Here is a 23,978-nt window from a genome sequence, read left to right as displayed (position 1 = left end):
TGTGGTTGCTTACTGGAACACGGGTGGAGCGCGGGTGCGGGCTCCGGGGAAGGTGGTTTCCCGGGCGTGGCCCAGGCGGGTCTGGGGGACGATGACGGCTGCCGGGCGGGGGCCGTCAAGGGCGGCGAAGCTCAGGCTCTGCGGCAGGGCCGGGCAACTGAACAGCAGCGTGCAATAGCCACATTTTTCCCACAGTGCAGGGTGCTCGGCGCTGGGGGGGTGATGCTCGTCGGCGCTTTGTTCCATGCCCACATGCCCGGGCATCGCCATCGACATGTCCATGTCCATGTCCATGTCCATGCCCATTGACATGGGCATGCGGTGATCCATCGGCATCGCCTGGGAAATCAGCGGTCCGATAAAGATCATCAGCATGGCGAACAGGCTCAACCAGCTGCCGCGTACTTGTGCGCGGCAGCGGGGCGACCTGAGGCGTGAGCTACGCATGGCGTTCAGCGACGTCGTCGATTACTGCATGTGGTCCATATGACTCATGTCATGGCTGCCGGCAGGTGGCTGTTTCTGCACCGACACCTCGACGGTCACGTCGCCAGCCTTGGCAAAGTGCAGGGTCAGCGGGAAGTGCTTGCCGTCCTGCAACAGGCTGCGATCCTTGAGGTCCAGCAGCATCACGTGATAGGCCATGGGCGCGAATGTCACGTCGCCCTTGGCGGGGATATCGACACTGGCGACCTGCTGCATTTTCATCAGGTCGAGCTGCCTCACGTGTTCATGCAGCTCGGCCTTGCCGGCGATGGGGCTGTCAACAGCGGTCAGGCGATCGGCCGTGCTGCCCGGGTTGTGGATCACGAAATAGGCCGCCACCGTCGGGGCGTTGGGCGGCAGTTCCTGGGACCAGGGGTGGTTGATCTGCAAGTCGCCGACCTTGAACTCATGGGCATTGGCAAAGCAGGCGGGCAGCAGCAGGGCGGCCAGCATCAGGGCATTCTTGAGCATGGTGGTTCTCCATAACGATTCATGACGCACACAAACAGCAGGCGTGAATCAGCTCAGTGGAGAGGCCCTGGGATTGAGCGAAGGCCATTGCTGGCGTGGTGTGGGGGCGGCGATGTCCGTGGCGAGGCGCGCCGGAGCGGTTTCGACCCGCGCCACCGGCAACCGCGGTACATGGCCGGGTAACGCCAGCAGCGGCGCGAAGGCGGCACAGCACCAGCAGTGTTGCATGGTGGAGTGGTCGTCGTTCCGTGGGGCTTTCTGTTCCAGCTTGCCGAGGTCGATGGCCACCATCCGGGTGCCACCGGCCGAGCAGAAACTGCCCCAGAGCAATTGCTCCGGGAGCGAGTCCCGCGACGCTTGCGCCATGGCCCCGGACATTGGCATGGCGAGCAGATTGAACAGCACTGCGAAGCAGGCGATCCAGGCAAATGCTAGCCGTTGTCGAGGCATGGAAGGATTTCCGTAAGCGTTTCAAACAGGTGGGTATTTAGCCTGAACGCCCTTCATAAGTAAAAGTACGAACTGCGGTGAAAGGTCGCAAGCGAGTGTAGGGTCTATCTGCTGGTCGTTGTACAGAAGCGTAGCAGCATGCCGTCACATGGCCGGAATGGCGTGGACCTCGATCTTCACGCCCAGCGTGGCGCGAATCACGCTAAAGATAGCGGCCAGGTTGTCCATGCTCGGATTGCCCTTGGCCGAGAGCATGCGGTGCAGGCTTTTGCTCGGTTTGTCGGTTTCCTTGGCGAGGCCCTCGAAGCCAACGGTAGCGTTGACCAGATCGCGCAGGATCACCCGTGCAATCTCGGGTTCGCCATTGAGAAACAGGGTGGCGGCTTCATCCAGCAGTGCCTGGGCGAACGCAGGGTCGCGCTGTGCCCGTTCGGCGATGGTCTGTTTGAAGCTGCGAGTAAGGGCCATTCAGTGTTACCTCGTTTTCGATGCGGCTTTTTTACGGCGCTGGTATTCGGCAATGAGCGTTTTGGCTTGCTTGATGTCGTTTTTCTGACTGGATTTGTAACCCCCGCCAAACGGGATGATCAACCGTTTGCCTTCCTGTATCAGATAGATTCGGTAGCCCGGGCCCCAATCGATGCGGTACTCGCCCAGGCCGTCGAACCACTTGATGTTGGCGGTGTTGCCCATCTGCATGCGAAGGATTGCGGTGGATATCTTCGTGGCGGCCTGCACGTCCAACGACGCGAACCAGTTTTCGAATGAGTTGGCCTGGTTGTCCCCGATATATTCTTCGACCTCGATCATTGCGCTCTAAAGGTAACCTAAAGGTTACTATATTGGCAAGCTGATGATCGTGATCTATTCGCCCAGGCTTGCCAACGCGGCAAGTGTTTCAGTGAGCGTCTGGAACTCCCGGTCCACCGCCGGCAATGCCGGGCGCTGGAGAAGCAGCACCGGTACCCCGAGTTCCCGGGCCACCTGCAGCTTGGGTTCGGTGGCGCTGCTGCCGCTGTTCTTGCTGATCAGCACGTCGATGGCGCGGCGCTCGAACAAGGCGCGCTCATCTTCCAGCAGGAACGGTCCACGGGCGCCAATCACTGCGCAACGAGCGTTGCCGGGATACTCATCGAGGGCGCGCAGGGTCCAGAACTGCCCGGCGGGAATTTCTTCCAGATGTTGCAGAGGCTCGCGGCCCAGAGTGAAAAGTGGGTGTTGGAAGGGCTTGAGGGCTTCGACCAGCGCGGCCCAATCGGCGACTTCGCGCCAGTCGTCGCCGGGCTCCGCGACCCAGGCCGGGCGTCGTAGCGCCCAACAAGGAATGCCGCTCAAGTGCGCGGCGGTAGCGGCGTTGTGGCTGATTTGCGCGGCGTAGGGATGGGTGGCGTCCAGCAGCAGGTCGATGCCTTGCTCCTCAATGAACCGCGCCAGGCCTTCGGCGCCGCCGTAACCGCCGACCCGGACCTGGCACTGCAAGTCCGTCGGCACCCGCCCGATACCCGCCAGGCTGTAGATATCCGCGGGGCCCAAGGTCCGGGCAATCGCCAGTGCTTCGGTGACGCCGCCGAGCAGCAACAGGCGCTTGCTGGTTGGGTTCTTCATATCGGGACTCCTCATGGCAGCGCTTCGGCATGGCCGACGATGCCGCCCTGGCGGTCGATGGCGAAGACTTCCACCCGCACCTGCGCGGGGACCACGCCACGGGCGAAGTCGCGGGCGTGCTGGCAGACCGCATCGCCGAGGGCGATACCCGCCGCGCTGGCCATGGCCAGCGCCTGCTGGCTGGTATTGGCCTGGACAATCGCATCCTGCAAGGCCTGGTCGGCGCCGACCTCGGCCGCCCAGGCGGCCAGTTGCGGCAGGTCGATGCTCGAATGTCGACTGTGCAGGTCCATGTGCCCGGCCGCCAGCTTGCTGATCTTGCCGAAGCCACCACACAGGCTCAGTTTGTCCACCGGCACCTTGCGCAGGTGCTTGAGCACGGCGCCGACGAAATCGCCCATTTCGATCAGGGCGATTTCCGGCAGGTGGTAGACCCGGCGCATGGTGTCTTCGCTGGCGTTGCCGGTGCAGGCGGCGATGTGCAGGTAGCCGTTGGTCTTGGCGACGTCGATGCCCTGGTGGATCGAGGCGATATAGGCCGCGCAGGAAAACGGCCGGACGATGCCGCTGGTGCCGAGGATCGACAGCCCGCCGAGAATACCCAGGCGCGGGTTCATGGTCTTCAGGGCCAGGGTCTCGCCGTCGCGGACATTGACGGTGACCGAGAAGCCGCCGGTATAACCGTGCTCGGCGGCCAGTTGCAGCAGATGGTCGCTGATCATCTGGCGTGGCACCGGGTTGATCGCCGGTTCGCCGACGGCCAGGACCAGGCCGGGGCGGGTGACGGTGCCGACACCGCGTCCAGCATGAAACTGCACGCCGGGTTCGGCGATCAGCCGCACCTGTGTGTACAGCAGGGCGCCGTGGGTGACATCCGGGTCGTCGCCGGCATCCTTGATGGTGCCGGCCTCGGCCGCATCGTCATGGCGGCGACAGAACTCCAGGCGCAGGTCCACGCGCTTGCCCTTGGGCAGGGTGATTTGTACGGCGTCGCAGCTGATGTCACTCAGTAGCAGGCGCGCCGCCGCCAGGGCGGTGGCGGTGGCACAACTGCCGGTGGTCAGGCCGCTGCGCAGGGGCGCGGGTTGTTCGGCGGTCTCCTCACGCATCACGCTTGCCCTCTGTAGGAGCGAGCTGGCTCGCGATGGGCGTCAACGATAACGCGGGAAACCTGATGCCCAGCGCTGCCCGGACTTCCATCGCGAGCAATCGAGCGTCGACCGGCTGCTCCTACAGGGCCTGCGGAACTCACGGTTTGAGCACCTCGAGCAGGGTGATCGGCAAGGCCTGGCGCCAGGTGTCGAAATCCCCCAGCGGTTGGGCCTGGGCGATATGAATGCGCGTCAGTTCGCCGCCGTGGGCCTGGCGCCAGTTCATCAGCAGCAGTTCACTTTGCAAGGTCACGGCATTCGCCACCAACCGTCCTCCCGGCTTGAGCCGCGCCCAGCAACTGTCCAGCACTCCGGGACGGGTAACGCCACCGCCGATAAAGATCGCATCCGCTGGCTCCAGCCCCTCCAGGACCTCGGGCGCGCTACCGCGAATCAGTTGCAGGCCCGGCACACCGAGGCGCTCACGGTTGCGTTCGATCAATTGTTGGCGGCCGGTATCGGCCTCGATGGCAATGGCCCGGCAACTGGAGTGGGCGCGCATCCATTCGATGCCAATGGAGCCGCTGCCGGCCCCGACATCCCACAACAACTCACCGGGCATCGGGGCGAGGCGGGCGAGGGTGATGGCGCGGACATCGCGCTTGGTCAGTTGGCCGTCATGCTCGAAGGCCGCGTCCGGCAGCCCGCCGATGCGTGACAGACGTGGCGTGCCGAGGGCGGCCAGGCATTCGATGGCAACCAGGTTCAGATCGGCCACGACTGGATCGTTCCAGTCCTCGGCCAGCCCAGCGATCCGCCGTTCCGCCGGGCCACCGAGATGTTCCAGCACGCTGATCCGGCTCGGGCCGAACCCCCGTTCGCGCAGCAGCGCGGCAATGGCGGCGGGACTCAGGCCGTCATTGCTCAGCACCAGCAGGCGCACGCCGCTGTGCAGATGGGCATTGAGGCTCGCCAGCGGGCGGGCGACCAGCGAGAGCGTCACCACATCCTGCAAGGCCCAACCCAGGCGGGCGGCGGCCAGCGAACAGGAGGAGGGCGCGGGCAGCACCCGCATGTCCTCGGCGGCGACCCGGCGCGCCAGGCTGGCGCCCACGCCGAACAGCATTGGATCGCCGCTGGCCAGCACGCAGGTCGGTTCGCCGCGCAGGGCCAGCAGCGGCTCCAGGGAAAACGGACTCGGCCAGGCCAGGCGCTCGGCGTGGACCGCGTCCGGCAGCAGGTCGAGCTGCCGCTGGCCGCCGAATACTCGTGAAGCCGCCAACAGTGCTTCCCGGGCCTGTTGACCGAGGCCACTGAAGCCGTCTTCACCGATTCCCACTATTGTCAGCCAAGACGCCATCTGAAATCCTCAAAACTCAGCGGTTCCGACGGGCAGGCTTTTCATGCCATCGGACAAAGCAGGCATAATACCGCGCCTTCGAGGGCGAAATGCCTTTCGATAGTCGTCAATGCCTTTTTCCTTCACAGCCGGTCACCCCCTTGAACGAACGCCTGCCCACCATTGCCATCCGCCCTTCGGCCTGCCCGGGGTTACTGCGTATCGTCCCGGCGCTGGACGGTGGTATCTGCCGGATCAAGCTGGCCGGCGGGGTCATCGACAGCGCCCAGGCCCAGGCGGTGGCCCGTGCCGCCGAGCGCTATGCCGGTGGGGTGATCGAAGCGACCAATCGGGCCAACCTGCAGATTCGCGGTATCGGCAAGCAGCATTCGGCCTTGATCGAGACGTTGCTGGTTGCCGGCCTGGGCCCCACTACCGAAACCGCAGATACACCTTTGCCTGCAGGAGCCGCCGGTCGAGGCCCGATTGCCCGCGAAGAGGACCTCAAGGTCGATAGAAGCTTCGCGGACAAGTCCTTGCCGACCAGGCTGGCGCAGGCCAGTGGCGCAGATGATGTACGCAACCTGATGCTCAGTCCGAGCGCGGGCATTGATTCGCGGATGCTGATCGACACGCGTCCGTTGGCCTCGCGGATCCTGCTGACGTTGCAGGGCCACCAGCGCTTTCATGAATTGTCGGCCAAGTTCGCGGTGCAACTGGATGGCGGCGAGGCCCTGGCGATGCTGGAGCATCCCCATGACCTGTGGTTGTCGGCGCTGCTGCTGGACGACCTGCCGTACCTGGCGTTCGGCCTGGCCGGTTGTCCGGCCAACGACCCGCCGTTGGCCGCCGTGCCCCTGGCCGAAGGGCATGGGCTGGTGGTGGCGGTGCTGGAGCTGTTTCTCGATCTGGCTCGCCCCGAACAGACGCGCATGAGCCATCTGCTGGCCGCAGTCTCGCCCGCGGAATTCCTCGCGCAACTGACCCAACGCCTTGGCTTTGAACCCGTGGCGGTCCCGTCCTGGCAGCGATCCGCGGCCCCCGGTCTACTGCATATCGGCACTTATCCACAGCGTCAGCCGGGGTTTGTGTACATTGGCGCGGTGCCCCCCCTGGGCCGGCTCGACGCCTCGATGCTCGATGGCGTGGCCCGGCTGGCGAATGAGTTCGGTGATGGCAGCCTGCGCCTGACGCCCTGGCAGAGCCTGTTGCTGCCCAATATTCGTGTCGAAGACGCGGCAATCGTTAGCGCGCGGTTGCAACGCCTCGGCCTGTCAGGCGACGCCAGCGACGCCCTGGTACAACTGATCGCCTGTACCGGTTCGGTTGGCTGTGGCAAGGGCCTGGCCGACACCAAGGGCGATGCCCGGACGCTGGCGCTGCGCCTGCGGGACCAGCCCCAGGGCGTGCACCTGTCCGGCTGCGCGCGCTCCTGCGCGGCGGCCCATGTGGCGCCGGCGACCTTGCTGGCGGTTTCGCCCGGCCATTACGACCTCTATTTTCGCGATGCGGCCCAACCGGGTTTCGGCCGGCTGCAGGCGCGCGACCTTACTATTGATGCGGCGGGCGTTCTGCTGGAAGCCCGCTCACGGAGCAACACCGATGATTGATTACATCCGCGACGGTCAGGAGATCTATCGCAACTCCTTCGCGATCATTCGCGCGGAAGCCAACCTGGCGCGTATTCCGGCGGATCTGGAGAAGCTCGCCGTGCGGGTGATCCACGCCTGCGGCATGGTCGATGCCATCGACGGCCTGCAATTTTCCCCCGGTGCCGGCAAGGCCGGGCGCGAAGCCCTGGCGGCCGGCGCGGCGATTCTCTGCGACGCGCGGATGGTCAGCGAGGGCGTGACCCGTGCGCGCCTGCCAGCCGGCAACCCGGTGATCTGTACCTTGCGCGACGAGCGCGTGCCCGAGTTGGCCGAGGCCCTGGGCAATACCCGTTCGGCGGCGGCGCTGGAACTGTGGCGGCCCCACCTGGAAGGCAGCGTGGTGGTGATCGGCAACGCGCCGACGGCGCTGTTCTACCTGTTGGAAATGCTCGATGCCGGCGCGCCGAAACCGGCGCTGATCCTCGGCTTTCCGGTGGGCTTCGTCGGTGCCGCCGAGTCCAAGGCGATGCTCGCGGCCGATAGCCGTGGCGTGCCGTTCGTGATCATGCAGGGGCGCTTGGGTGGCAGCGCCATGGCCGCCGCCGCGGTGAATGCCCTCGCTACGGAGGTTGAATGATGCAGCAGCCTGGACGTCTGATCGGCCTCGGCGTGGGTCCCGGTGACCCGGAACTGATTACGCTAAAGGCCCTGCGCCTGCTGCGCGAGTCGCCGGTGGTGGCGTACTTCGTCGCCAAGGGCAAGAAAGGCAATGCGTTCGGCATTATCGAGGCGCACTTGCAGGAGGCCCAGACCCTGTTGCCGCTGGTCTATCCGGTGACCACCGAGGCGCTGCCCGCGCCCTTGTCCTATGAGCAGGTGATCAGCGATTTCTACGACGAGGCCAGCCTGGCCGTGGCCGCGCACCTGGATGCCGGCCGCGACGTGGCGGTGATCTGCGAGGGCGACCCGTTCTTCTACGGTTCCTATATGTACCTGCACGACCGTCTGGCCGAGCGCTATGAGGCCCAGGTGATTCCCGGGGTCTGCTCGATGCTCGGCGGCGCCGCGGTGCTCGGGGTCCCGCTGGTGTACCGCAACCAGAGCCTGTCGGTGTTGTCCGGCGTGTTGGCGCATGACGAACTCAAGCGCCGCCTGGCCGATGCCGACGCGGCGGTGATCATGAAACTGGGACGCAATTTCCACAAGGTTCGCCAGGTGCTGGAAGAGTTGGGCCTGGCTGGCCGTGCCCTGTATGTGGAGCGGGCGACCATGGCCAATCAGAAGATCGTGCCGCTCAATGAGGTCGAGCCGATGTCCTCGCCGTACTTCTCGCTGATCATTGTGCCCGGCGAACGGTGGCAGGGATGAGTCGCGCGCAACCGGCCATTGTCATCCTCGGCAATGGCAGCCTGGCGACGGCCCGTCGGCTGCAACGGATTTACCCGGATGCGCTGGTCTACGGGCTGGCGGAGCGCGTCGACGGCGCCGATCGGCTGTACCACGAATTTGGCGCGACGCTGCGCCAGCTCTATCAGCAGGACACCCCCATCATTGCCCTGTGCGCCGCCGGTATTGTGATCCGCACGCTGGCCCCGGTGTTGCTGGAAAAAGGCGCCGAGCCGCCGGTGCTGGCGGTGGCCGAGGATGGCAGCGCCGTGGTGCCGCTGCTCGGGGGACTCGGCGGGGTGAATGTCATGGCCCGGGAAATGGCCGCCGGCCTCGGTGTGGCGGCGGCCATCACCACCAGTGGTGAGCTGCGTTTCGGCACCTGCCTGCTGAACCCGCCGAGTGGTTATGCCCTGGGCGATCTGGAACTGGGTAAACGCTTTGTCTCCGACCTGCTGGCCGGCGAAAGCGTGCGTATCGAAGGGGCGGCGCCCTGGCTGGCGCAGGCGCACTTGCCGGAGGATCGCCAGGCACGCTTGTCGATTCATGTCGGCAGCGCCGAGCGCGCGCCGGCCGCCAACGAATTGCTGATTTATCCGCGCAGTGTGCTGGTGGCGGTCGCGGCCCAGGTGCCGGAGCTGGCCAGTGCCGTGCGCCAAGCCTTGCACGGGGCGAATATCGCCCGGCAGTCGCTGGCCTGCCTGTTGGCGGCGGACAGCGAGATGGCCAGTTCCGCGTTGCGCGCGGCGGCGGTCGAGCTGGGTGTGCCGTTGCGCTTTGTCGCCTCGAGCGGTTCTGTCGCTGAAATGGCGCAACAGGCAATACCGCAGTTGTTGCCAGCGATCTGCGTCGGCGCGGACTTGGCGATCGCGGTCGCCGGCCAGCCGTTGGAGCCGGAGCGGATCGGTCGTCCACGCGGTCGCCTGGCGGTGATCGGCCTCGGCCCGGGGGCCGCCGAACTGATGGTGCCGGCGGTGAAGGCCGAACTGGCGAAGGCCAACGATGTACTGGGTTACGAAACCTATGTACGCATGGCCGGGCCGTTCCGCGCCGATCAGGTGCTGCACTGCACCGATAACCGCGAAGAGATGCAGCGCGCCCGACACGCCTTTGAGTTGGCGGCCGAGGGCCGTTCGGTGGTGGTGGTGTCGTCCGGCGACCCGGGTGTATTCGCCATGGCGGCAGCGGTGCTCGAAGCCCTGCACGAGTCCGCCGACCCACGCTGGCACAGCGTCGACCTGGAGATCCTGCCGGGGGTCTCCGCCTCGCTGGCGACGGCGGCCCAGGCCGGTGCGCCGTTGGGACATGATTTCTGCGTGATGTCGCTCTCGGACAACCTCAAGCCCTGGGCCATCATCGAGAAGCGTCTCGACCTGGCCGCCGAGGCCGACCTCGCCCTGGCCTTCTACAACCCGATTTCGCGTTCCCGACCCTGGCAATTGGGCCGGGCCCTGGAAATCGTCGCCGCGCACCGCGCGGCGCAGACGCCAGTGGTGCTGGGGCGGGATATCGGCCGGCCGGGACAGACCTTGCGGGTGACCAGCCTGGGTGAATTGACGCCGGACCAGGTGGATATGCGCACGATGGTTATCATCGGCTCGTCCACCACCTGCGTCTTCCCCCGCGCCGAGGGCGGCGAGTGGGTGTACACCCCGCGCTGGTATGGTGAAAAGCCCCGGTCTTGAGAAGCTGCGGCCTCAGAAAGAGCGGCATCTATAATTCTCTATAATCGTCTGTAATTGGCTATGAAACGGCTTCTCTATAATCATCTATAATTATCTATAATTGACTATAAAGGAGCCTGCCATGCCCTCCCACCAACCGTTTTTCCATCGTGCAAGCCAGGCCCAGGCGTACACCAAAAATATCCTGAGCACGGCTATCGGCAGTGCTGCCAGCTCCGGCCTGTTTTTCGCGGCACCGCGTCGAACCGGCAAGTCCACCTTCATGCGTGAAGACTTGCGCCCGGCGCTTGAGGCGGCTGGGACCCTGGTGGTGTACGCCGACCTCTGGGAAAACATGTCGGCCGATCCGGGGACCGTCATCCTGAGTGCCATTCGTAGCGAACTGGCAAAAAACGAAGGGGTTATCCAGCGCCTGGCCAAGGGCGCCGGAATGGACAAGCTCAAGGTTGGCGGGCTGTCGTTCGATCTTGATCGTATCGGCCTGGGCAAGGATATTTCCTTGAGCGCCGCATTGGCGGCACTCTCGGATGAGACGCGCAAGATGATTGTGCTGATCATCGATGAGGCTCAGCACGCGATCACCAGCGAGGCGGGAGTGGCGACGATGTTTGCCCTCAAGGCCGCCCGCGACGAGCTCAACAGCAGCCGGCACTTTGGTTTGCGCGTGGTCTGTACCGGGTCCAACAGTGACAAGTTGGCGATGCTGCGCAACAGCAAGGACCAGGCATTCTTCGGCGCGCCGCTGATCAAGTTCCCGCCATTGGGCGCCGATTACATTGAGTGGTTCTGTGCCAATGTGGCTTTGCCCTTCTCGCTGGAGCCCAAGTCGGTTCTCGAATTGTTCCGGCAGGCCTCAAGCCGTCCCGAGGTGCTCGCGGCGGCGGCGGGAGTTTTACAGTACGAGTTCGACCTGACCGATGAGAATGGGCCTGCGCGCTTTGCCGAGGAAGTGCTCATTCAAGCGCGGGGCATGAACCAGGAGTTGATGCGTGTGGTGCACAGCCTCACCCCTATTCAATCCGCGGTGCTGCGGGTGATGGCCGCTGCGGGAGCGGCCTACGCCCCTTTCGAGAGCCAGACCATGCTGCTTTACGCTGTAGCACTGCGGGCTGCCGGCATTGCTCCCGATGTGGCGAAAGCCGATATCCCTGGGGTGCAACAGGCGCTTGTGGCATTGCAGGATAAGAAGCTGGTATGGCGGGCGGCACGGGGGGTCTACGCCGTCGAGGAGCAAAGCGTCGTCGCCGCGCTGGAAAGCGAAGGGTTGCTTCAGGGACTCAAGAGCGACCGCTCCGAGTCCTGATTTCAAGGCACCAGATACCCGCGTACCCCGGTAAAGATGATCTGCGCCGCCAGGGCGCAGACGAACAGCCCCATCAGGCGGCTGACGATCTGCAAGCCCTGGTCGCCGAGGATACGTTCGATCCGGTTGGACAGGTACAGCACCACGCCGACGGTCAGGCTCGCCAGGGCAATACTGACGATGGCCGAGAGCTTGTCGTCCCAGTGCGGTTGGCTGACCCCCATCACCAGCAGCGCACCGATGGTGCCGGGACCAACGGTCAGGGGGATGGTCAGCGGCACGATGGTCACGTCCTGCTGCATGTTGTCGGTCTGCACCGCCGATTTGCCCTGGGCCATGCCCAGCGCCGAAATGAACAGCACGCTGCCGGCACCGATGCGGAAGGCATCCACGGTGATGCCGAACACACTGAAGATCACCCGCCCGAACAGATACAGGAGCACGCTGGACACCAGCGTCGCCAGCGCGACTTTCCAGGCCAGGCGTCGCCGTTCCTTGCTGGAATAACCCCGGGTCAGGCTGATGAAGCAGGATAGGACGAAGAACGGGCTATAGAGCACGAGCATCTTCAGGTAAACGCTGAATAACACGTGGAGCATGGTCTGGGCTCGCGGCGGAGGAGGGCGCCGGCAGTCTATCAGGCGTTGCGCGGGCTGTCGGCTCTGTCGGGGAATGGAGCGCACCGATTGTTACGGATCGAGCTGGGCCCGGCCGTCAGGAGGTCGGTACCTGGGCCTGCTGATTCGCGCGTTCGGCCACCCAATGCTCGACCAATTCACGCAGTTGCGACAACTCCACCGGCTTGGCCATATGCCCGTCCATGCCCGCCTGGCGCGCGCGTTCCTTGTGTTCGCTGAGAATGTGTGCGGTCAGAGCCACTACCGGGGTGCGCACGCGCTGGTTGCCGACCTCCCAGGCCCGCAGTTGCTGGGTGGCGGAAAAACCGTCGAGGATCGGCATCTCGCAGTCCATCAGCACCAGGTCGTAGCGTTGGGCTTTCATCGCCCGCAGGGCTTCTTCGCCGTTGCTGGCGGTGTCGGGCTTGAGGTTGAGCTTGCCGAGCATGCCACGAATCACTTTGGTGGAGATGCTGTTGTCTTCGGCCACGAGGATCCGGAAGTCGCTCGGTACCGAGATCGGTTCCACCTGCTCGGGACTGGTCATCGGTGTCGGCGCGGGGCCCTTGTCGCGCTGGGCCAGTTCGTCCGCCAGGGTGGTCTTGAGGGTGTAGCCGGCCACCGGCTTGGCGAGGATGCGCTTGACCCCGGCATTGCGCGCGATGATCTTGCTCGGCGCGTTGCTGATGCCGGTGAGCATGATCAGCAGGATGTCATGGTTCAGGCTCGGGTCTTCCTTGATCTTCGCCGCCAGTTGCATGCCGGTCATGCCGGGCATGTTCTGGTCCAGCAGCACCGCGTCGAAATAGTCGCGCAGGTGTGCCTTGGTGCGCAGCAGCGCCAGGGCCTCCTTGCCCGACGGCACCGCGCTGACGTTCAGGCCCCAGGCGCTGCATTGCTGCACCAGCACCTTGCGGCAGGTGTCGTTGTCATCGACCACCAGTACCCGAGCGCCCTTGAGCGGGCCGTCGAGGTCGGAAGTCGGGTTCTCCAGGAGCAACGGATCCAGCGGCAGGGTCAGCCACAGGGTACTGCCCTGGTGGGTGCCGCTCTTGATGCCGAACTCGCCTTGCATCAGTTGCACCAGTTGGCGGGCGATCACCAGCCCCAGGTTGCCGCCCAGGCGGGTCGCGGCGAGGAAGTTCTTGCTCTGCAGCTCGGCGTGGAGCAGGGCGTCACGCTCTTCGTCGCCCATCGGCACGCCGCTGTCCTGGACCGCGATGCGCAGGCGTGGCTGGCCGCTGCGTTCGTCGAGGGCGACGACAATCAGGATCTCGCCTTCGTCGGTTTTCTTCAGGGCGTGTTCCAGCAGGCTGAGCAGGGTCTGGCGCAAGCGCGTCGGGTCGCCGCTGATCACGCGGGGCACCTGTGGCTGGATAAAACTGATCAGCTCGACATTCTGCTGCTCGGCCCGGGCGCGGAAAATACTCAGGCAGTCATCGATCAGGGCATTGAGGTCGAACTGCACGTCATCCAGTTCGATCTGCCCGGACTCCAGCTTGGAGATATCGAGGATCTCGTTGATCAGGGTCAGCAACTCGTTGCCGGCGCTGTGGATGGTCTGCACATAGTCGCGCTGCTTGACCGACAACGGCGTGCCGAGCAGCAGTTCGGTCATGCCCAGCACGCCGTTCATCGGTGTGCGGATCTCATGGCTGATCTTTGCCAGGAACTCGGCCTTGGCGGCGATTTCCGCGTTGCTGGCCGCCAGGTCGCGGCTGAGGCTGAACTGGTCTTCGGTAATGCTGCGGCGGCGCTCGCCCAGGGCCACGCTCATCAACAGGCCGCTGACGCAGATAAAAATCAGCAACGCGATGATCAGGCCTTGCGGCGCCACCTGCGTCAGCCCCAGCAGCGCCGGGAGGATGACCAGCGTGCCGATGTTGAAGATCACCATGGCCACCACGAACAGGCGTGCCGGGCGGTAGCCCTTTTGCCAGTGATAGGCGGCCACCAGCAGGATGCTCAGGCTCGCCAGGCCGACCAGACCGTAGGTCATGATGTTCAGTGGCAGGGTGTCGACGAACAACAGCAGCAGGCCGCCGAGGCTGATGAGCAGAATATCGCCCAGCAGCAGCTTGTTCAGCGGGTGCGGGCCCAATTGCGAAAAGAACGAATAGGTGAACATCAACCCACAGGGCGCGGTCAGCAGCAGCGCCACATAGGCGGCGGGGGTTTGCGCGCCATGCCAGTCGGGCAGCCAGGGACCGATCAGGTTCAGCAGGAACAGCGCGCTGAGCAGCAGGAAGCCCTCGCAGGAGGCCAGCCACAGGCTGCTGCGCGAGCGGGTATAGGCGAAGCGGATCAGGTTGTGCAGGATCAGCATCATCAGGCAGCCGAATAACAGGCCGTAGAGCAGTGACTGGTTCTGGTCGGCCGCGACCGCAATGGCCGGCTCGAGGGTGATATGCGGACGCAGCTCGTGCTTGGACACCAGCCTGAGGTAGACATCCAGCGGCCGCGGACTTTGTACCAGCGGCAGCATGAAGTCACTGCTGGGCAGCGGTCGCTCGGCCTGGGGCAGGTTGTTGCCGGTGTGTACCTGGGCGATCAGGTTGTCGCCGTCGAGGGTATAGAGATCCAGACGCGCGAGGTCGGGGGCGAAGATCCGTAGCACTTGTTCGTGTGTGCCCGGTTGCAGGCGAAAGCGTAGCCACAAGGCTCCCTCGGGCCTGGCGGCGGTCAGGCGTTCAAGCTCAACCGGACTGAATTGGTTGGTGTAGCGCGAAGAACGGATATCGCTCAGTTGCAGGTCGGCCTGTTCGTCAAGCAAGGACGCCCAGCCAATACCTGGCGAGGCCTGGGCCGGAGCAAGGCAGAGCAGGGTCAGCAAGCTGACAGTGAAACCTATGGCGATCCTGAGCCAGCGCACGGCGAAATCCCTTCGTAGGTTGATGCCTGGTGATAACTATGCGCAGGGCTGGAATAGTTCGGCAAGGGCTGAACGCCCTTGCCTATCCTTTCGGATAGTTTATTCCTTTGAATCTGCGCGTTCGCGTGCAATTGCACGGTAGCCGATATCGCTACGGTAGAAGCAGCCTTCCCAATCAATCTTAGCTGCGAGCTTGTAAGCTTGCTGCTGCGCGGCTTCGACGCTGTTGCCCAGGGCGGTGGCGCAGAGCACGCGGCCGCCGGAGGTTACTACCTGGCCATCCTTCAATGCGGTACCGGCGTGAAAGACTTTGCCTTCCAGGCCAGCGGCAGCATCCAGGCCGCTGATCACGGCGCCCTTGGCGTAGTCGCCGGGGTAACCGCCGGCGGCCAGGACGACGCCCAGGCTCGGACGCGGGTCCCACTGGGCTTCGATCTTGTCCAGGGCCTGGGCCAATGCGGCCTCGATCAGCAGGATCAGGCTCGATTGCAGGCGCAGCATCACCGGTTGGGTTTCCGGGTCGCCGAAGCGGCAGTTGAACTCGATGACTTTCGGGTTGCCGGCCTGGTCGATCATCAGCCCAGCGTACAGGAAACCGGTGTAGACGTTGCCTTCCTCGGCCATGCCGCGCACGGTGGGCCAGATGACCTGGTCCATGACCCGCTGGTGCACCTCGGCGGTGACCACCGGTGCCGGCGAGTAGGCGCCCATGCCGCCGGTGTTCGGGCCGCTGTCGCCGTCGCCGACGCGCTTGTGGTCCTGGCTGGTGGCCATGGGCAGGACGTTCTTGCCGTCAACCATGACAATGAAGCTGGCTTCTTCGCCGTCGAGGAATTCCTCGATGACCACCCGCGAACCGGCTTCACCGAAGGCATTGCCGGCGAGCATGTCGCGCACGGCGTCTTCGGCTTCGCCCAGGGTCATGGCGACGATCACGCCCTTGCCAGCGGCGAGGCCATCGGCCTTGATCACGATCGGCGCGCCTTTTTCACGCAGATAGGCCAGGGCCGGCTCGATCTCGGTGAAATTCTGGTAGTCGGCGGTCGGGATCTTGTGGCGGGCCAGGAAGTCCTTGGTGAAGGCCTTGGAACCTTCGAGCTGGGCCGCTCCGGCGGTTGGCCCGAAGCAGTCCAGGCCACGGGCGCGGAACAGGTCGACGACGCCGGCGACCAGCGGCACTTCCGGGCCGACGATGGTCAGCGACACGTTTTTCTCGGCGAAATCGGCCAACTGCTCAAGGGCCAGAACGTCGATGGCGACGTTTTCGCACTTGGCCTCGATGGCGGTACCGGCATTACCCGGAGCCACGAAAACTTTCTTGACCCGCGGGTCCTGCGCCACTTTCCAGGCCAGGGCGTGTTCACGGCCACCGCTGCCGATGATCAAAACATTCATTTCAAAAACCTCGATGACGCTGAATTCTATTGAAACCTAAAGCGCTTGACGCTGTAGGAGCTCGCAATGAAGCCGGTAGATGCAAGGCGGAGTCGACCTCGATGAGCGGAGTTGCCTTTTGGCAATGAGCATCATCGAGGTCGGCTCCAACGCAGCAGATGCCGGCTGCAGTGCGGCCGTCGTCGTATTAGTGACGGAAGTGGCGCATGCCGGTGAAGACCATGGCGATACCGGCTTCGTCGGCGGCAGCAATCACTTCATTGTCACGCATCGAGCCGCCTGGCTGGATCACCGCGGTGATCCCGACCTTGGCCGCATTGTCGATGCCGTCGCGGAACGGGAAGAACGCGTCCGAGGCCATGACCGCGCCCTGCACCTGCAGGCCAGCATGCTCGGCCTTGATTGCAGCAATACGCGCCGAGTTGACGCGGCTCATCTGGCCGGCGCCGACACCGATGGTCTGGCGGTTCTTGGCGTAGACGATGGCGTTGGACTTGACGTACTTGGCGACTTTCCAGGCGAAGATCAGGTCGTGGATTTCCTGCTCGGTCGGGGCGCGTTGGGTCACGACCTTCAGGTCGTCGGCGCTGATCATGCCGATATCGCGGCTCTGCACCAGCAGGCCGCCGTTGACGCGCTTGTAGTCCCAGGCCGGGGCGCGGTTGGCGTCCCACTGACCGCAGACCAGCAGGCGCACATTGGCCTTGGCGGCGACGATGGCGCGGGCCTCGGCGCTCACGGCTGGGGCGATGATCACCTCGACGAACTGACGCTCGACGATGGCCTTGGCGGTTTCGGCATCCAGTTCGCGGTTGAAGGCGATGATGCCGCCGAAGGCCGATTCGCTATCGGTGGCATAGGCCAGTTCGTAGGCCTGGCGGATGCCGCCCTCGGCGTCCGGGCTGACCGCCACGCCGCACGGGTTGGCATGCTTGACGATCACGCAGGCCGGCTTGACGAAGCTCTTCACGCATTCCAGCGCGGCGTCGGTATCGGCCACGTTGTTATAGGAGAGTTCCTTGCCTTGCAACTGGGTGGCGGTGGCGATGCCGACTTCGGCGGGCTTGGCTTCCACGTAGAACGCCGCGCTCTGGTGCGGGTTCTCGCCGTAGCGCATTTCCTGGGCCTTGATGAACTGGCTGTTGAAGGTCCGCGGGAATTCGCTGCGGCCGGAAGTCGACAGGGTTTCGGCCGCCTGGTTCACGGTGCCCATGTAGTTGGCGATCATGCCGTCGTAGGCGGCGGTGTGTTCGAAGGCCTTGAGCATCAGGTCGAAGCGCTGGGCGTAGGTCAGGCCACCGGCCTTGAGGCTTTCCAGGACCTGGCCGTAGTCGCTGGCGTTGACCACGATGGCCACGTCCTTGTGATTCTTGGCCGCCGAGCGGACCATGGTCGGGCCGCCGATATCGATGTTCTCGATGGCGGTCGGCAGGTCGCAGCCGGGTTTGGAGATGGTGGCTTCGAACGGGTAGAGGTTGACCACCACCAGGTCGATCGGCTTGATGCCGTGCTCGTTCATGATGGCGTCGTCAATGCCGCGACGACCGAGGATGCCACCGTGGATTTTCGGGTGCAGGGTCTTGACCCGGCCGTCCATCATTTCCGGGAAACCGGTGTAATCAGCGACTTCCACCGCGGCCACGGCGTTGTCCCGCAGCAGCTTGAAGGTCCCGCCGGTGGAGAGGATCTCCACGCCGAGGGCTTGCAGCTCCTTGGCGAATTCGAGGATCCCGGTCTTGTCGGAAACACTGATCAAGGCACGGCGAATCGGCAGGCGGGTAGTCTGGTCGGTCATCTCAATTTCCATCAAAAGCAAAGGAGTCAGCAAAAAAGGCGACCGGTTCTACGCGGGCGCCTTTCTGGTTTGATTGAATGCTTACAGCAAGTCGTATTGCTTGAGTTTCTTGCGCAAGGTGCCGCGGTTCAGCCCGAGCAGCTCGCTGGCCTTGGTCTGGTTGCCCTTGACGTAGTTCATCACGCTTTCAAGCAAGGGCGCCTCGACTTCCGAGAGCACCAGGTTGTACACGTCCGTGACGGCCGCGCCCTCAAGGTGGGCGAAATAATTGTGCAGCGCCTTCTCGACACTCCCGCGAAGGGTCTGGCCTTCTTCGCTCGGGGTGTTGAGGTGCTGTTTCAAATTGACGTTGTCGCTCACGGGCGTTGTTCCACTCACTAAAGTCTCGGTCATCATCGTCATGCGGCCACCCCTCTTCCTTCCCCTGTCACCAGGCTCTTGTAACGCTCGGCAAAGAACTCACGAACGTTGGCGCATTGTGCTTCCGTATCTTCCACACGATTGAAGTGGGCGCGAAACTCCTTGGCGCCCGGCAAGGTTGCGAGATACCAGCCGACGTGCTTGCGGGCGATACGCACACCCATCACCTCCCCATAGAAGGCATGCAACGCAGCCAGATGCTCTAGCAGAATACGTTCCACCTCGAACAGCTCCGGTGCCGGGAGGGTTTCGCCGGTACGCAGAAAATGCTCGATTTCACGAAAAATCCATGGTCGCCCCTGGGCGGCCCGGCCGATCAACAGGCCATCGGCGCCGGTTGCGCGCAGCACGTACCGGGCTTTCTCGGCCGAATCGATGTCGCCGTTGGCGAAGACCGGGATCGACACCGCCTGCTTGATCGCGGCAATGGTGTCGTACTCGGCTTCACCGGTATACAGGTCGGCGCGGGTACGCCCGTGCACCGCCAATGCAGTGATTCCCGCCTGTTCGGCTATTTTCGCCACCGTCAGGCCGTTCTTGTTCGCCCGGTCCCAGCCGGTGCGGATCTTCAGGGTGACCGGGACCTCAACCGCCGCCACGACAGCGTGCAGGATCTCGCTCACCAGTGCTTCGTCTTTCAGTAACGCGGAGCCGGCGGCCTTGTTGCAGACCTTCTTCGCCGGGCAGCCCATGTTGATATCGATAATCTGTGCACCCAGCTCGACATTGGCCCGGGCCGCATCCGCCAGCATCTGTGCGTCGCCGCCGGCGATCTGTACCGAGCGGGGCTCGGGATCGCCTTCGTGGATCATGCGCAGACGCGATTTGCGACTGTTCCACAAGCTCATGTCGCTGGTGACCATTTCCGAGACTACAAGACCCGCGCCCAAGCGTCGGCACAACTGACGAAAGGGCTGGTCGGTGACGCCCGCCATGGGGGCGAGAATCAAGCCGTTCTGCAATGTATACGGGCCGATGCGTACCGCCGACATAGGACTTCCCTGTTGTGGGGGGCCGGATCAAGAGAGTTCGAAAAAGGGTTGGCATGATACCCGCTCTCGATGACTGGATAAAGGCAAAATTGGATAAAATCTGAGCAGTTATCTGGTTATCGCTGGCGGTTTGGTTGTCGCCAGAAAACTGCCGTCCAGCCGATGATGAGCGCCAGGTTACTCGGGCGAGTGGAAGCTGAGGCTGTAGTTCACGGCCTTGGCGCCCGGGTCGAGGATATCCAGGGCAATGTGGATCGGCGTCTGGGGGGGCATTTCAGCCTGGCCGGCCAGGTCGCCGCTCAGGTACTCGGCCGGCTTGAAGCGGCGACTGGCGATCAGATGACCATTGAGGTCGGCGAAGCGCAGCTCCAGCAACGGAAAGGGCTGGGAGAACGGCGCGCGGTTGTAGATGATCGCGTCCACCACCAGGGCACCGGCGAAGTCCGGGTGGCTGCGGACCACCAGGTTGCTGCTCTTGATCCGGGCAATATCGACTTTTGACGGTACCTTGCAGCCAATTTCCGGGCACAACTGCTGGAACCAGGGGCGGTACTGATCCTGGCGCGCCAGTTCGTCGAAGTGATAGCCGACGTATTGACCGAGCAGGGCGCCGGCGGCCAGCAATACCAGCAGCAACCAGAGCAGGCGACGGCCCCAGGGGGAGCGGCGGCGTTGCCAGTCGAGCTGGATCGGGTCATCGACCAGGTCCAGCAGCACATCGTCGTGCAGGCCGGGCTCGTTGCGCTCGCGCCGGGAGTTCTTGCGCTCATTCTCGAGGACGGGCTCGACTGCGTGTTCGGTCGCCGGGGTCGCATGGAACACCTCGTCTTCCAGTTCGTCGTGTTCGAGCTGCAGGCGGGGGACGGGCGGCTCGTCGTCCAGATCGGCGAGGTCGAAGGACAACGAAGGCTCGGTACGTGCCGACTTGGGCGCTTCAGCCTGCTTTGCCGCGGCCTTGGCTGAAGGCATTTCGCCATTATCGACAGGGTCGGCTTCGAGGGGTTGGTTCGGCGGCTCGCTGAACAGGCTGTCGGGCCATGGCTCTTCTTCAGTGTCCGGGCCGTCGCGGCGGGCGCTGAGCGACTCGCCCTTGCCACCGCGGTCCTGGCCGAATGCCTTGGCCGGCTGGATTTCCCGCTGTTCCAGGCGCGCCAGCTCTTCGTCCAGGTCGAGGTCGTCCAGATCCAGCTCTGCGGCCGTCCATTGCTTCTGGCTGATGGCTCGTGGTGGTTCTGGCGGCTCTGGCTCTGGCTCTGGCTCTGGCGGCGGCGGTGCCGGTTTCGGCACGACGACGGCGCTCGCCGCTTCCTTGGCCGCGCGTTGTTCGAGCAGTTGTCGCGCAGCGTTGAACACCTGCAGGCAGGAGCCGCAACGAACCACCCCACGGGCCACGCTCAATTGAGCGTGGCTGACGCGGAAACTGGTTTGGCAATGCGGGCACTGGGTGACGAAGCTGTCGGTCATGCGGCGATCCGGTTCATGCAGGCGCCCATTCTAGCGCCGACGACCACTGATGCGCACCCAGCCATCGCGATCGGCAATTGGGTCAAGGTCGAAGTCCTGGGCATAAGCGGCGGCGACTTCCGCGCCTTGTTCGGCAAGAATCCCCGAGAGCGCCAGACGCCCACCGGGCTTGACCAGGGTCGACAACTGCGGGGCCAGGGATACCAGCGGGCCGGCGAGGATATTGGCCACCAGTACGTCGGCCTGGACCTGGGGCAGGTCTTGTGGCAGGTACAGGGGGAACAGCGCCTCGGCGATCTGGTTGCGCCCGGCGTTGTCGCGAGAGGCTTCCAGGGCCTGGACATCGATATCGGTTCCGAGCGCTTCCTTGGCGCCCAGCAGCAGGGCGGCGATCGCCAGGATCCCCGAACCGCAGCCGAAGTCCAGTACGCTGCAGTCCTTGAGGTCCTGGCCGTCGAGCCATTCCAGGCACAGCGCGGTGGTCGGGTGGGTGCCGGTGCCGAAGGCCAGGCCCGGGTCGAGCAGCAGGTTGACCGCCTCGGGCTCCGGCGCGGCATGCCAGCTCGGGACGATCCACAGGCGTCGACCGAAGCGCATCGGTTCGAAGTTGTCCATCCAACTGCGTTCCCAGTCCTGGTCCTCGATCACTTCGCTGTGGTGCTCGGGCAGGGGCGCGCCGGTCAGCAATTCCAGGTGCGCGAGCACGCTGTTCGCTTCGGTGCCGCCTTCGAACAGGGCCAGCAGGTGGGTGTGGGACCACAGCGGGGTGGTATTGAGTTCCGGTTCGAAGATCGGTTGATCTTCGGCGTCCATGAAGGTGACCGAAACGGCGCCGACTTCGAGGAAGGCGTCTTCGTAGGTTTCGGCTTGTTCCGGGCTGATGGCCAGGCGTACTTGCAGCCAAGGCATGGCGGGCACCTTTGCAAAAATGGAGTGTGCAACCGCTGGGGCTGCGAGAAACGCGCAAGTCTACTTGAGCTGCGCCCCGGACGGTATTCAAAAAAGCGAACCTGAGTCTGGCGCAATCCCCCGTAGGCGCGTGGCTTGCTGGGAGCGGAGCTTGCCCACGAAGCTTTTGGCGATCTTGAGGCCCTCTTCGCGAGCAAGCTCTGCTCCCACAAAAGGAGCAAAAACAACAAGGCCGCAATTAAGCGGCCTTGTCGGTCGGATCACGCACTCACTGGTTGGCGAGCTTGTGTTCCAGGTAGTGGATGTTCACGCCACCCTTGCAGAAGCCTTCGTCGCGAACCAGATCGCGGTGCAGCGGGATATTGGTCTTGATCCCGTCCACCACGATTTCGTCCAGGGCGTTGCGCATGCGCGCCAGGGCTTCGTCACGGTCCTTGCCGTAGGTGATCAGCTTGCCGATCAACGAGTCATAGTTCGGCGGTACCGCATAACCACTGTACAGGTGCGAATCGACGCGAACGCCGTTGCCGCCCGGTGCGTGGAAATGCTTGACGGTGCCAGGGCTCGGGATGAATTTCTTCGGGTCCTCGGCGTTGATCCGGCACTCCAGGGCGTGACCGCGGATCACCACGTCTTCCTGGGTGTAGGACAACTTGTTGCCCGCGGCGATGCTGAGCATCTCCTTGACGATGTCGATGCCGGTGACCATTTCCGATACCGGGTGTTCCACCTGCACGCGAGTGTTCATCTCGATGAAGTAGAAATTGCCGTTCTCGTAGAGGAACTCGAAGGTGCCGGCGCCACGGTAGTTGATGTCGATGCACGCCTTGACGCAGCGGGCGAAGACTTCCTGGCGGGCTTTCTCGTCGATACCCGGGGCCGGCGCTTCTTCCAGGACCTTCTGGTGGCGGCGTTGCAGCGAGCAGTCGCGGTCACCGAGGTGAATGGCGTGGCCCTGGCCGTCGGACAGCACCTGGACTTCCACGTGGCGCGGGTTGGTGAGGAATTTTTCCAGGTACACCATCGGGTTGCCGAACGCCGCGCCAGCTTCGGTGCGGGTCAGCTTGGCCGAGGAGATCAGGTCTTCTTCCTTGTGCACCACGCGCATGCCGCGACCACCACCGCCACCGGCGGCCTTGATGATCACCGGATAGCCGACTTCACGGCCGATGCGCAGGGCTTCTTCCTCGTCTTCGGGCAGCGGGCCGTCGGAACCGGGAACGGTCGGTACGCCGGCCTTGATCATGGCGTCCTTGGCCGAAACCTTGTCGCCCATCAGGCGAATGGTGTCGGCTTGCGGGCCGATGAAGGCAAAACCGGATTTCTCGACCTGTTCGGCGAAGTCGGCGTTTTCCGCGAGGAAACCGTAGCCCGGGTGGATCGCCGTGGCGCCGGTCACTTCCGCCGCCGCGATGATGGCCGGGATGTGCAGGTAGGACTGGGCGGCAGGCGCCGGGCCGATGCACACGGATTCGTCCGCCAGGCCCAGGTGCATCAGCTCCTTGTCGGCCTTGGAGTAGACGGCGACGGTCTTGATCCCCAGTTCCTTGCAGGCGCGCAGGATCCGCAGCGCAATTTCACCGCGGTTGGCAATCAGGACTTTTTCCAACTTCGCTGGTTTCGACATCGTTGGCTCTCCGCGCTTCAAACGATGGTGAACAGCGGTTGGTCGTACTCAACCGGCTGGCCGTCTTCGACGAGGATGGACTCGATCACACCGCTGGTTTCAGCTTCGATGTGGTTCATCATCTTCATGGCTTCGACGATGCACAGGATGTCGCCTTTCTTCACGCTCTGGCCAACTTCGACGAAAGACGGGGAAGCAGGCGAGGCCTTGCGGTAGAAGGTACCGACCATCGGCGAGCGCGCTACGGTGCCGTTCAGTGCCGGGGCGGCCGCAGCGACCGGAGCCGCTGCCACGGGTGCCGCGGCCGGAGCGGCGGCGACCGGCGCGGGCATTGGTGCCGGAGCATAGTACTGCTGCGCCGGGGTCTTGCTGTGGCGGCTGATGCGTACGGACTCTTCGCCTTCCTTGATCTCAAGCTCGTCGATACCGGATTCTTCCAGCAATTCGATCAGTTTCTTAACTTTACGGATATCCATTAA

General features: G+C 64.0%; 23 protein-coding genes. 5 read left to right on the top strand and 18 right to left on the bottom strand.

The genetic code is table 11. The features are described 5' to 3' along the window. Positions 1-9 precede the first annotated feature (9 nt). The 8 genes from PFEN_RS04690 to cbiE all read right to left on the bottom strand — a co-directional run bounded on the left by PFEN_RS04690 (position 10) and on the right by cbiE (position 5,463). Positions 10-447 carry a DUF2946 domain-containing protein gene (locus PFEN_RS04690; protein ID WP_191485853.1) on the bottom strand — a complete coding sequence of 146 codons (438 nt, stop codon included), beginning with the start codon at positions 445-447 and terminating at the stop codon, positions 10-12. Positions 448-468: 21 nt separating this feature from the next. After that, on the bottom strand, positions 469-957 hold the full coding sequence (locus PFEN_RS04685) for a copper chaperone PCu(A)C (protein WP_191485852.1): 489 nt from the start codon (positions 955-957) through the stop codon (positions 469-471). A gap of 48 nt (positions 958-1,005) precedes the next feature. Next, entirely contained in the window at positions 1,006-1,407 is a 402-nt protein-coding gene (locus PFEN_RS04680; RefSeq protein WP_191485851.1) for a DUF2946 domain-containing protein, read from the bottom strand. A 144-nt stretch (positions 1,408-1,551) separates the two neighbouring features. Beyond that, positions 1,552-1,875 carry a DNA-binding protein gene (locus PFEN_RS04675; protein WP_191485850.1) on the bottom strand — a complete coding sequence of 108 codons (324 nt, stop codon included), beginning with the start codon at positions 1,873-1,875 and terminating at the stop codon, positions 1,552-1,554. 6 nt (positions 1,876-1,881) lie between these two features. Then, on the bottom strand, positions 1,882-2,217 hold the full coding sequence (locus PFEN_RS04670) for a type II toxin-antitoxin system RelE/ParE family toxin (RefSeq protein ID WP_191485849.1): 336 nt from the start codon (positions 2,215-2,217) through the stop codon (positions 1,882-1,884). Between the two features lie 54 nt (positions 2,218-2,271). Next, positions 2,272-3,012: a cobalt-precorrin-6A reductase gene (locus tag PFEN_RS04665; protein ID WP_191485848.1), complete on the bottom strand. Its 741-nt coding sequence runs from the start codon at positions 3,010-3,012 to the stop codon at positions 2,272-2,274. 11 nt (positions 3,013-3,023) lie between these two features. Continuing rightward, entirely contained in the window at positions 3,024-4,121 is a 1,098-nt protein-coding gene (locus PFEN_RS04660) for a cobalt-precorrin-5B (C(1))-methyltransferase (RefSeq protein ID WP_191485847.1), read from the bottom strand. Between the two features lie 139 nt (positions 4,122-4,260). Then, complete coding sequence (gene cbiE, locus PFEN_RS04655; protein ID WP_191485846.1) at positions 4,261-5,463, bottom strand: precorrin-6y C5,15-methyltransferase (decarboxylating) subunit CbiE; 1,203 nt, start codon at positions 5,461-5,463, stop codon at positions 4,261-4,263. A gap of 140 nt (positions 5,464-5,603) precedes the next feature. On the opposite strand from cbiE, the gene cobG reads away from it, so the two are divergent. The 5 genes from cobG to PFEN_RS04630 all read left to right on the top strand — a co-directional run bounded on the left by cobG (position 5,604) and on the right by PFEN_RS04630 (position 11,408). After that, a complete protein-coding gene (gene cobG / locus PFEN_RS04650) occupies positions 5,604-7,052 on the top strand; it encodes a precorrin-3B synthase (RefSeq protein ID WP_224770888.1) in 1,449 nt (482 codons plus the stop codon). Beyond that, a complete protein-coding gene (locus PFEN_RS04645; protein WP_191485844.1) occupies positions 7,045-7,671 on the top strand; it encodes a precorrin-8X methylmutase in 627 nt (208 codons plus the stop codon). The genes cobG and PFEN_RS04645 overlap by 8 nt, the downstream gene beginning before the upstream one ends. Further along, a complete protein-coding gene (locus PFEN_RS04640) occupies positions 7,671-8,402 on the top strand; it encodes a precorrin-2 C(20)-methyltransferase (protein ID WP_191485923.1) in 732 nt (243 codons plus the stop codon). The genes PFEN_RS04645 and PFEN_RS04640 overlap by 1 nt, the downstream gene beginning before the upstream one ends. After that, positions 8,399-10,105 (top strand): precorrin-3B C(17)-methyltransferase, encoded by a 1,707-nt coding sequence (cobJ, locus tag PFEN_RS04635; RefSeq protein WP_191485843.1) that lies wholly within the window; start codon positions 8,399-8,401, stop codon positions 10,103-10,105. Before PFEN_RS04640 ends, cobJ begins: the two co-directional genes overlap by 4 nt. 121 nt (positions 10,106-10,226) lie before the next feature. Next, on the top strand, positions 10,227-11,408 hold the full coding sequence (locus PFEN_RS04630) for an ATP-binding protein (protein ID WP_191485842.1): 1,182 nt from the start codon (positions 10,227-10,229) through the stop codon (positions 11,406-11,408). Between the two features lie 2 nt (positions 11,409-11,410). Here the strand turns inward: PFEN_RS04630 and PFEN_RS04625 are convergent, their stop codons facing one another. From PFEN_RS04625 to accB, 10 genes are all read right to left on the bottom strand, one after another. Next, complete coding sequence (locus PFEN_RS04625) at positions 11,411-12,007, bottom strand: MarC family protein (protein ID WP_191485841.1); 597 nt, start codon at positions 12,005-12,007, stop codon at positions 11,411-11,413. Between the two features lie 115 nt (positions 12,008-12,122). Next, positions 12,123-14,897 (bottom strand): hybrid sensor histidine kinase/response regulator, encoded by a 2,775-nt coding sequence (locus PFEN_RS04620; protein ID WP_191485840.1) that lies wholly within the window; start codon positions 14,895-14,897, stop codon positions 12,123-12,125. Between the two features lie 99 nt (positions 14,898-14,996). Continuing rightward, on the bottom strand, positions 14,997-16,292 hold the full coding sequence (gene purD, locus PFEN_RS04615) for a phosphoribosylamine--glycine ligase (protein ID WP_191485839.1): 1,296 nt from the start codon (positions 16,290-16,292) through the stop codon (positions 14,997-14,999). Positions 16,293-16,479: 187 nt separating this feature from the next. Then, a complete protein-coding gene (gene purH, locus PFEN_RS04610) occupies positions 16,480-18,087 on the bottom strand; it encodes a bifunctional phosphoribosylaminoimidazolecarboxamide formyltransferase/IMP cyclohydrolase (protein ID WP_191485838.1) in 1,608 nt (535 codons plus the stop codon). 81 nt (positions 18,088-18,168) lie between these two features. Then, positions 18,169-18,489: a DNA-binding transcriptional regulator Fis gene (gene fis, locus PFEN_RS04605; RefSeq protein WP_003186237.1), complete on the bottom strand. Its 321-nt coding sequence runs from the start codon at positions 18,487-18,489 to the stop codon at positions 18,169-18,171. Beyond that, positions 18,486-19,499, bottom strand: coding sequence for a tRNA dihydrouridine synthase DusB (dusB, locus tag PFEN_RS04600; protein ID WP_191485837.1), 1,014 nt, complete (start codon positions 19,497-19,499; stop codon positions 18,486-18,488). Before dusB ends, fis begins: the two co-directional genes overlap by 4 nt. A 177-nt stretch (positions 19,500-19,676) precedes the next feature. Next, complete coding sequence (locus tag PFEN_RS04595; RefSeq protein WP_191485836.1) at positions 19,677-20,963, bottom strand: DUF3426 domain-containing protein; 1,287 nt, start codon at positions 20,961-20,963, stop codon at positions 19,677-19,679. 30 nt (positions 20,964-20,993) lie between these two features. Next, complete coding sequence (gene prmA, locus PFEN_RS04590) at positions 20,994-21,872, bottom strand: 50S ribosomal protein L11 methyltransferase (protein WP_191485835.1); 879 nt, start codon at positions 21,870-21,872, stop codon at positions 20,994-20,996. A 268-nt stretch (positions 21,873-22,140) separates the two neighbouring features. Next, on the bottom strand, positions 22,141-23,499 hold the full coding sequence (accC, locus tag PFEN_RS04585) for an acetyl-CoA carboxylase biotin carboxylase subunit (RefSeq protein WP_191485834.1): 1,359 nt from the start codon (positions 23,497-23,499) through the stop codon (positions 22,141-22,143). Positions 23,500-23,516: 17 nt separating this feature from the next. Next, positions 23,517-23,975 (bottom strand): acetyl-CoA carboxylase biotin carboxyl carrier protein, encoded by a 459-nt coding sequence (gene accB / locus PFEN_RS04580; RefSeq protein ID WP_191485833.1) that lies wholly within the window; start codon positions 23,973-23,975, stop codon positions 23,517-23,519. Between the last annotated feature and the right edge of the window lie 3 nt (positions 23,976-23,978).

This window comes from Pseudomonas sp. FEN, assembly GCF_904067045.1.
Lineage (GTDB): Bacteria > Pseudomonadota > Gammaproteobacteria > Pseudomonadales > Pseudomonadaceae > Aquipseudomonas.
Note: the sequence above shows the minus strand (reverse complement) of the source record. Positions and strands in the feature narration are given on the sequence as shown.

What these genes read in the sequence shown, in the direction of transcription:
- PFEN_RS04690 (WP_191485853.1), bottom strand. Translation starts at nt 447, where the DNA reads ATGCGTAGCTCACGCCTCAGGTCGCCCCGCTGCCGCGCACAAGTACGC.
- PFEN_RS04685 (WP_191485852.1), bottom strand. Translation starts at nt 957, where the DNA reads ATGCTCAAGAATGCCCTGATGCTGGCCGCCCTGCTGCTGCCCGCCTGC.
- PFEN_RS04680 (WP_191485851.1), bottom strand. Translation starts at nt 1,407, where the DNA reads ATGCCTCGACAACGGCTAGCATTTGCCTGGATCGCCTGCTTCGCAGTG.
- PFEN_RS04675 (WP_191485850.1), bottom strand. Translation starts at nt 1,875, where the DNA reads ATGGCCCTTACTCGCAGCTTCAAACAGACCATCGCCGAACGGGCACAG.
- PFEN_RS04670 (WP_191485849.1), bottom strand. Translation starts at nt 2,217, where the DNA reads ATGATCGAGGTCGAAGAATATATCGGGGACAACCAGGCCAACTCATTC.
- PFEN_RS04665 (WP_191485848.1), bottom strand. Translation starts at nt 3,012, where the DNA reads ATGAAGAACCCAACCAGCAAGCGCCTGTTGCTGCTCGGCGGCGTCACC.
- PFEN_RS04660 (WP_191485847.1), bottom strand. Translation starts at nt 4,121, where the DNA reads ATGCGTGAGGAGACCGCCGAACAACCCGCGCCCCTGCGCAGCGGCCTG.
- cbiE (WP_191485846.1), bottom strand. Translation starts at nt 5,463, where the DNA reads ATGGCGTCTTGGCTGACAATAGTGGGAATCGGTGAAGACGGCTTCAGT.
- PFEN_RS04645 (WP_191485844.1), top strand. Translation starts at nt 7,045, where the DNA reads ATGATTGATTACATCCGCGACGGTCAGGAGATCTATCGCAACTCCTTC.
- PFEN_RS04640 (WP_191485923.1), top strand. Translation starts at nt 7,671, where the DNA reads ATGCAGCAGCCTGGACGTCTGATCGGCCTCGGCGTGGGTCCCGGTGAC.
- cobJ (WP_191485843.1), top strand. Translation starts at nt 8,399, where the DNA reads ATGAGTCGCGCGCAACCGGCCATTGTCATCCTCGGCAATGGCAGCCTG.
- PFEN_RS04630 (WP_191485842.1), top strand. Translation starts at nt 10,227, where the DNA reads ATGCCCTCCCACCAACCGTTTTTCCATCGTGCAAGCCAGGCCCAGGCG.
- PFEN_RS04625 (WP_191485841.1), bottom strand. Translation starts at nt 12,007, where the DNA reads ATGCTCCACGTGTTATTCAGCGTTTACCTGAAGATGCTCGTGCTCTAT.
- purD (WP_191485839.1), bottom strand. Translation starts at nt 16,292, where the DNA reads ATGAATGTTTTGATCATCGGCAGCGGTGGCCGTGAACACGCCCTGGCC.
- purH (WP_191485838.1), bottom strand. Translation starts at nt 18,087, where the DNA reads ATGACCGACCAGACTACCCGCCTGCCGATTCGCCGTGCCTTGATCAGT.
- fis (WP_003186237.1), bottom strand. Translation starts at nt 18,489, where the DNA reads ATGACGATGATGACCGAGACTTTAGTGAGTGGAACAACGCCCGTGAGC.
- dusB (WP_191485837.1), bottom strand. Translation starts at nt 19,499, where the DNA reads ATGTCGGCGGTACGCATCGGCCCGTATACATTGCAGAACGGCTTGATT.
- PFEN_RS04595 (WP_191485836.1), bottom strand. Translation starts at nt 20,963, where the DNA reads ATGACCGACAGCTTCGTCACCCAGTGCCCGCATTGCCAAACCAGTTTC.
- prmA (WP_191485835.1), bottom strand. Translation starts at nt 21,872, where the DNA reads ATGCCTTGGCTGCAAGTACGCCTGGCCATCAGCCCGGAACAAGCCGAA.
- accC (WP_191485834.1), bottom strand. Translation starts at nt 23,499, where the DNA reads ATGTCGAAACCAGCGAAGTTGGAAAAAGTCCTGATTGCCAACCGCGGT.
- accB (WP_191485833.1), bottom strand. Translation starts at nt 23,975, where the DNA reads ATGGATATCCGTAAAGTTAAGAAACTGATCGAATTGCTGGAAGAATCC.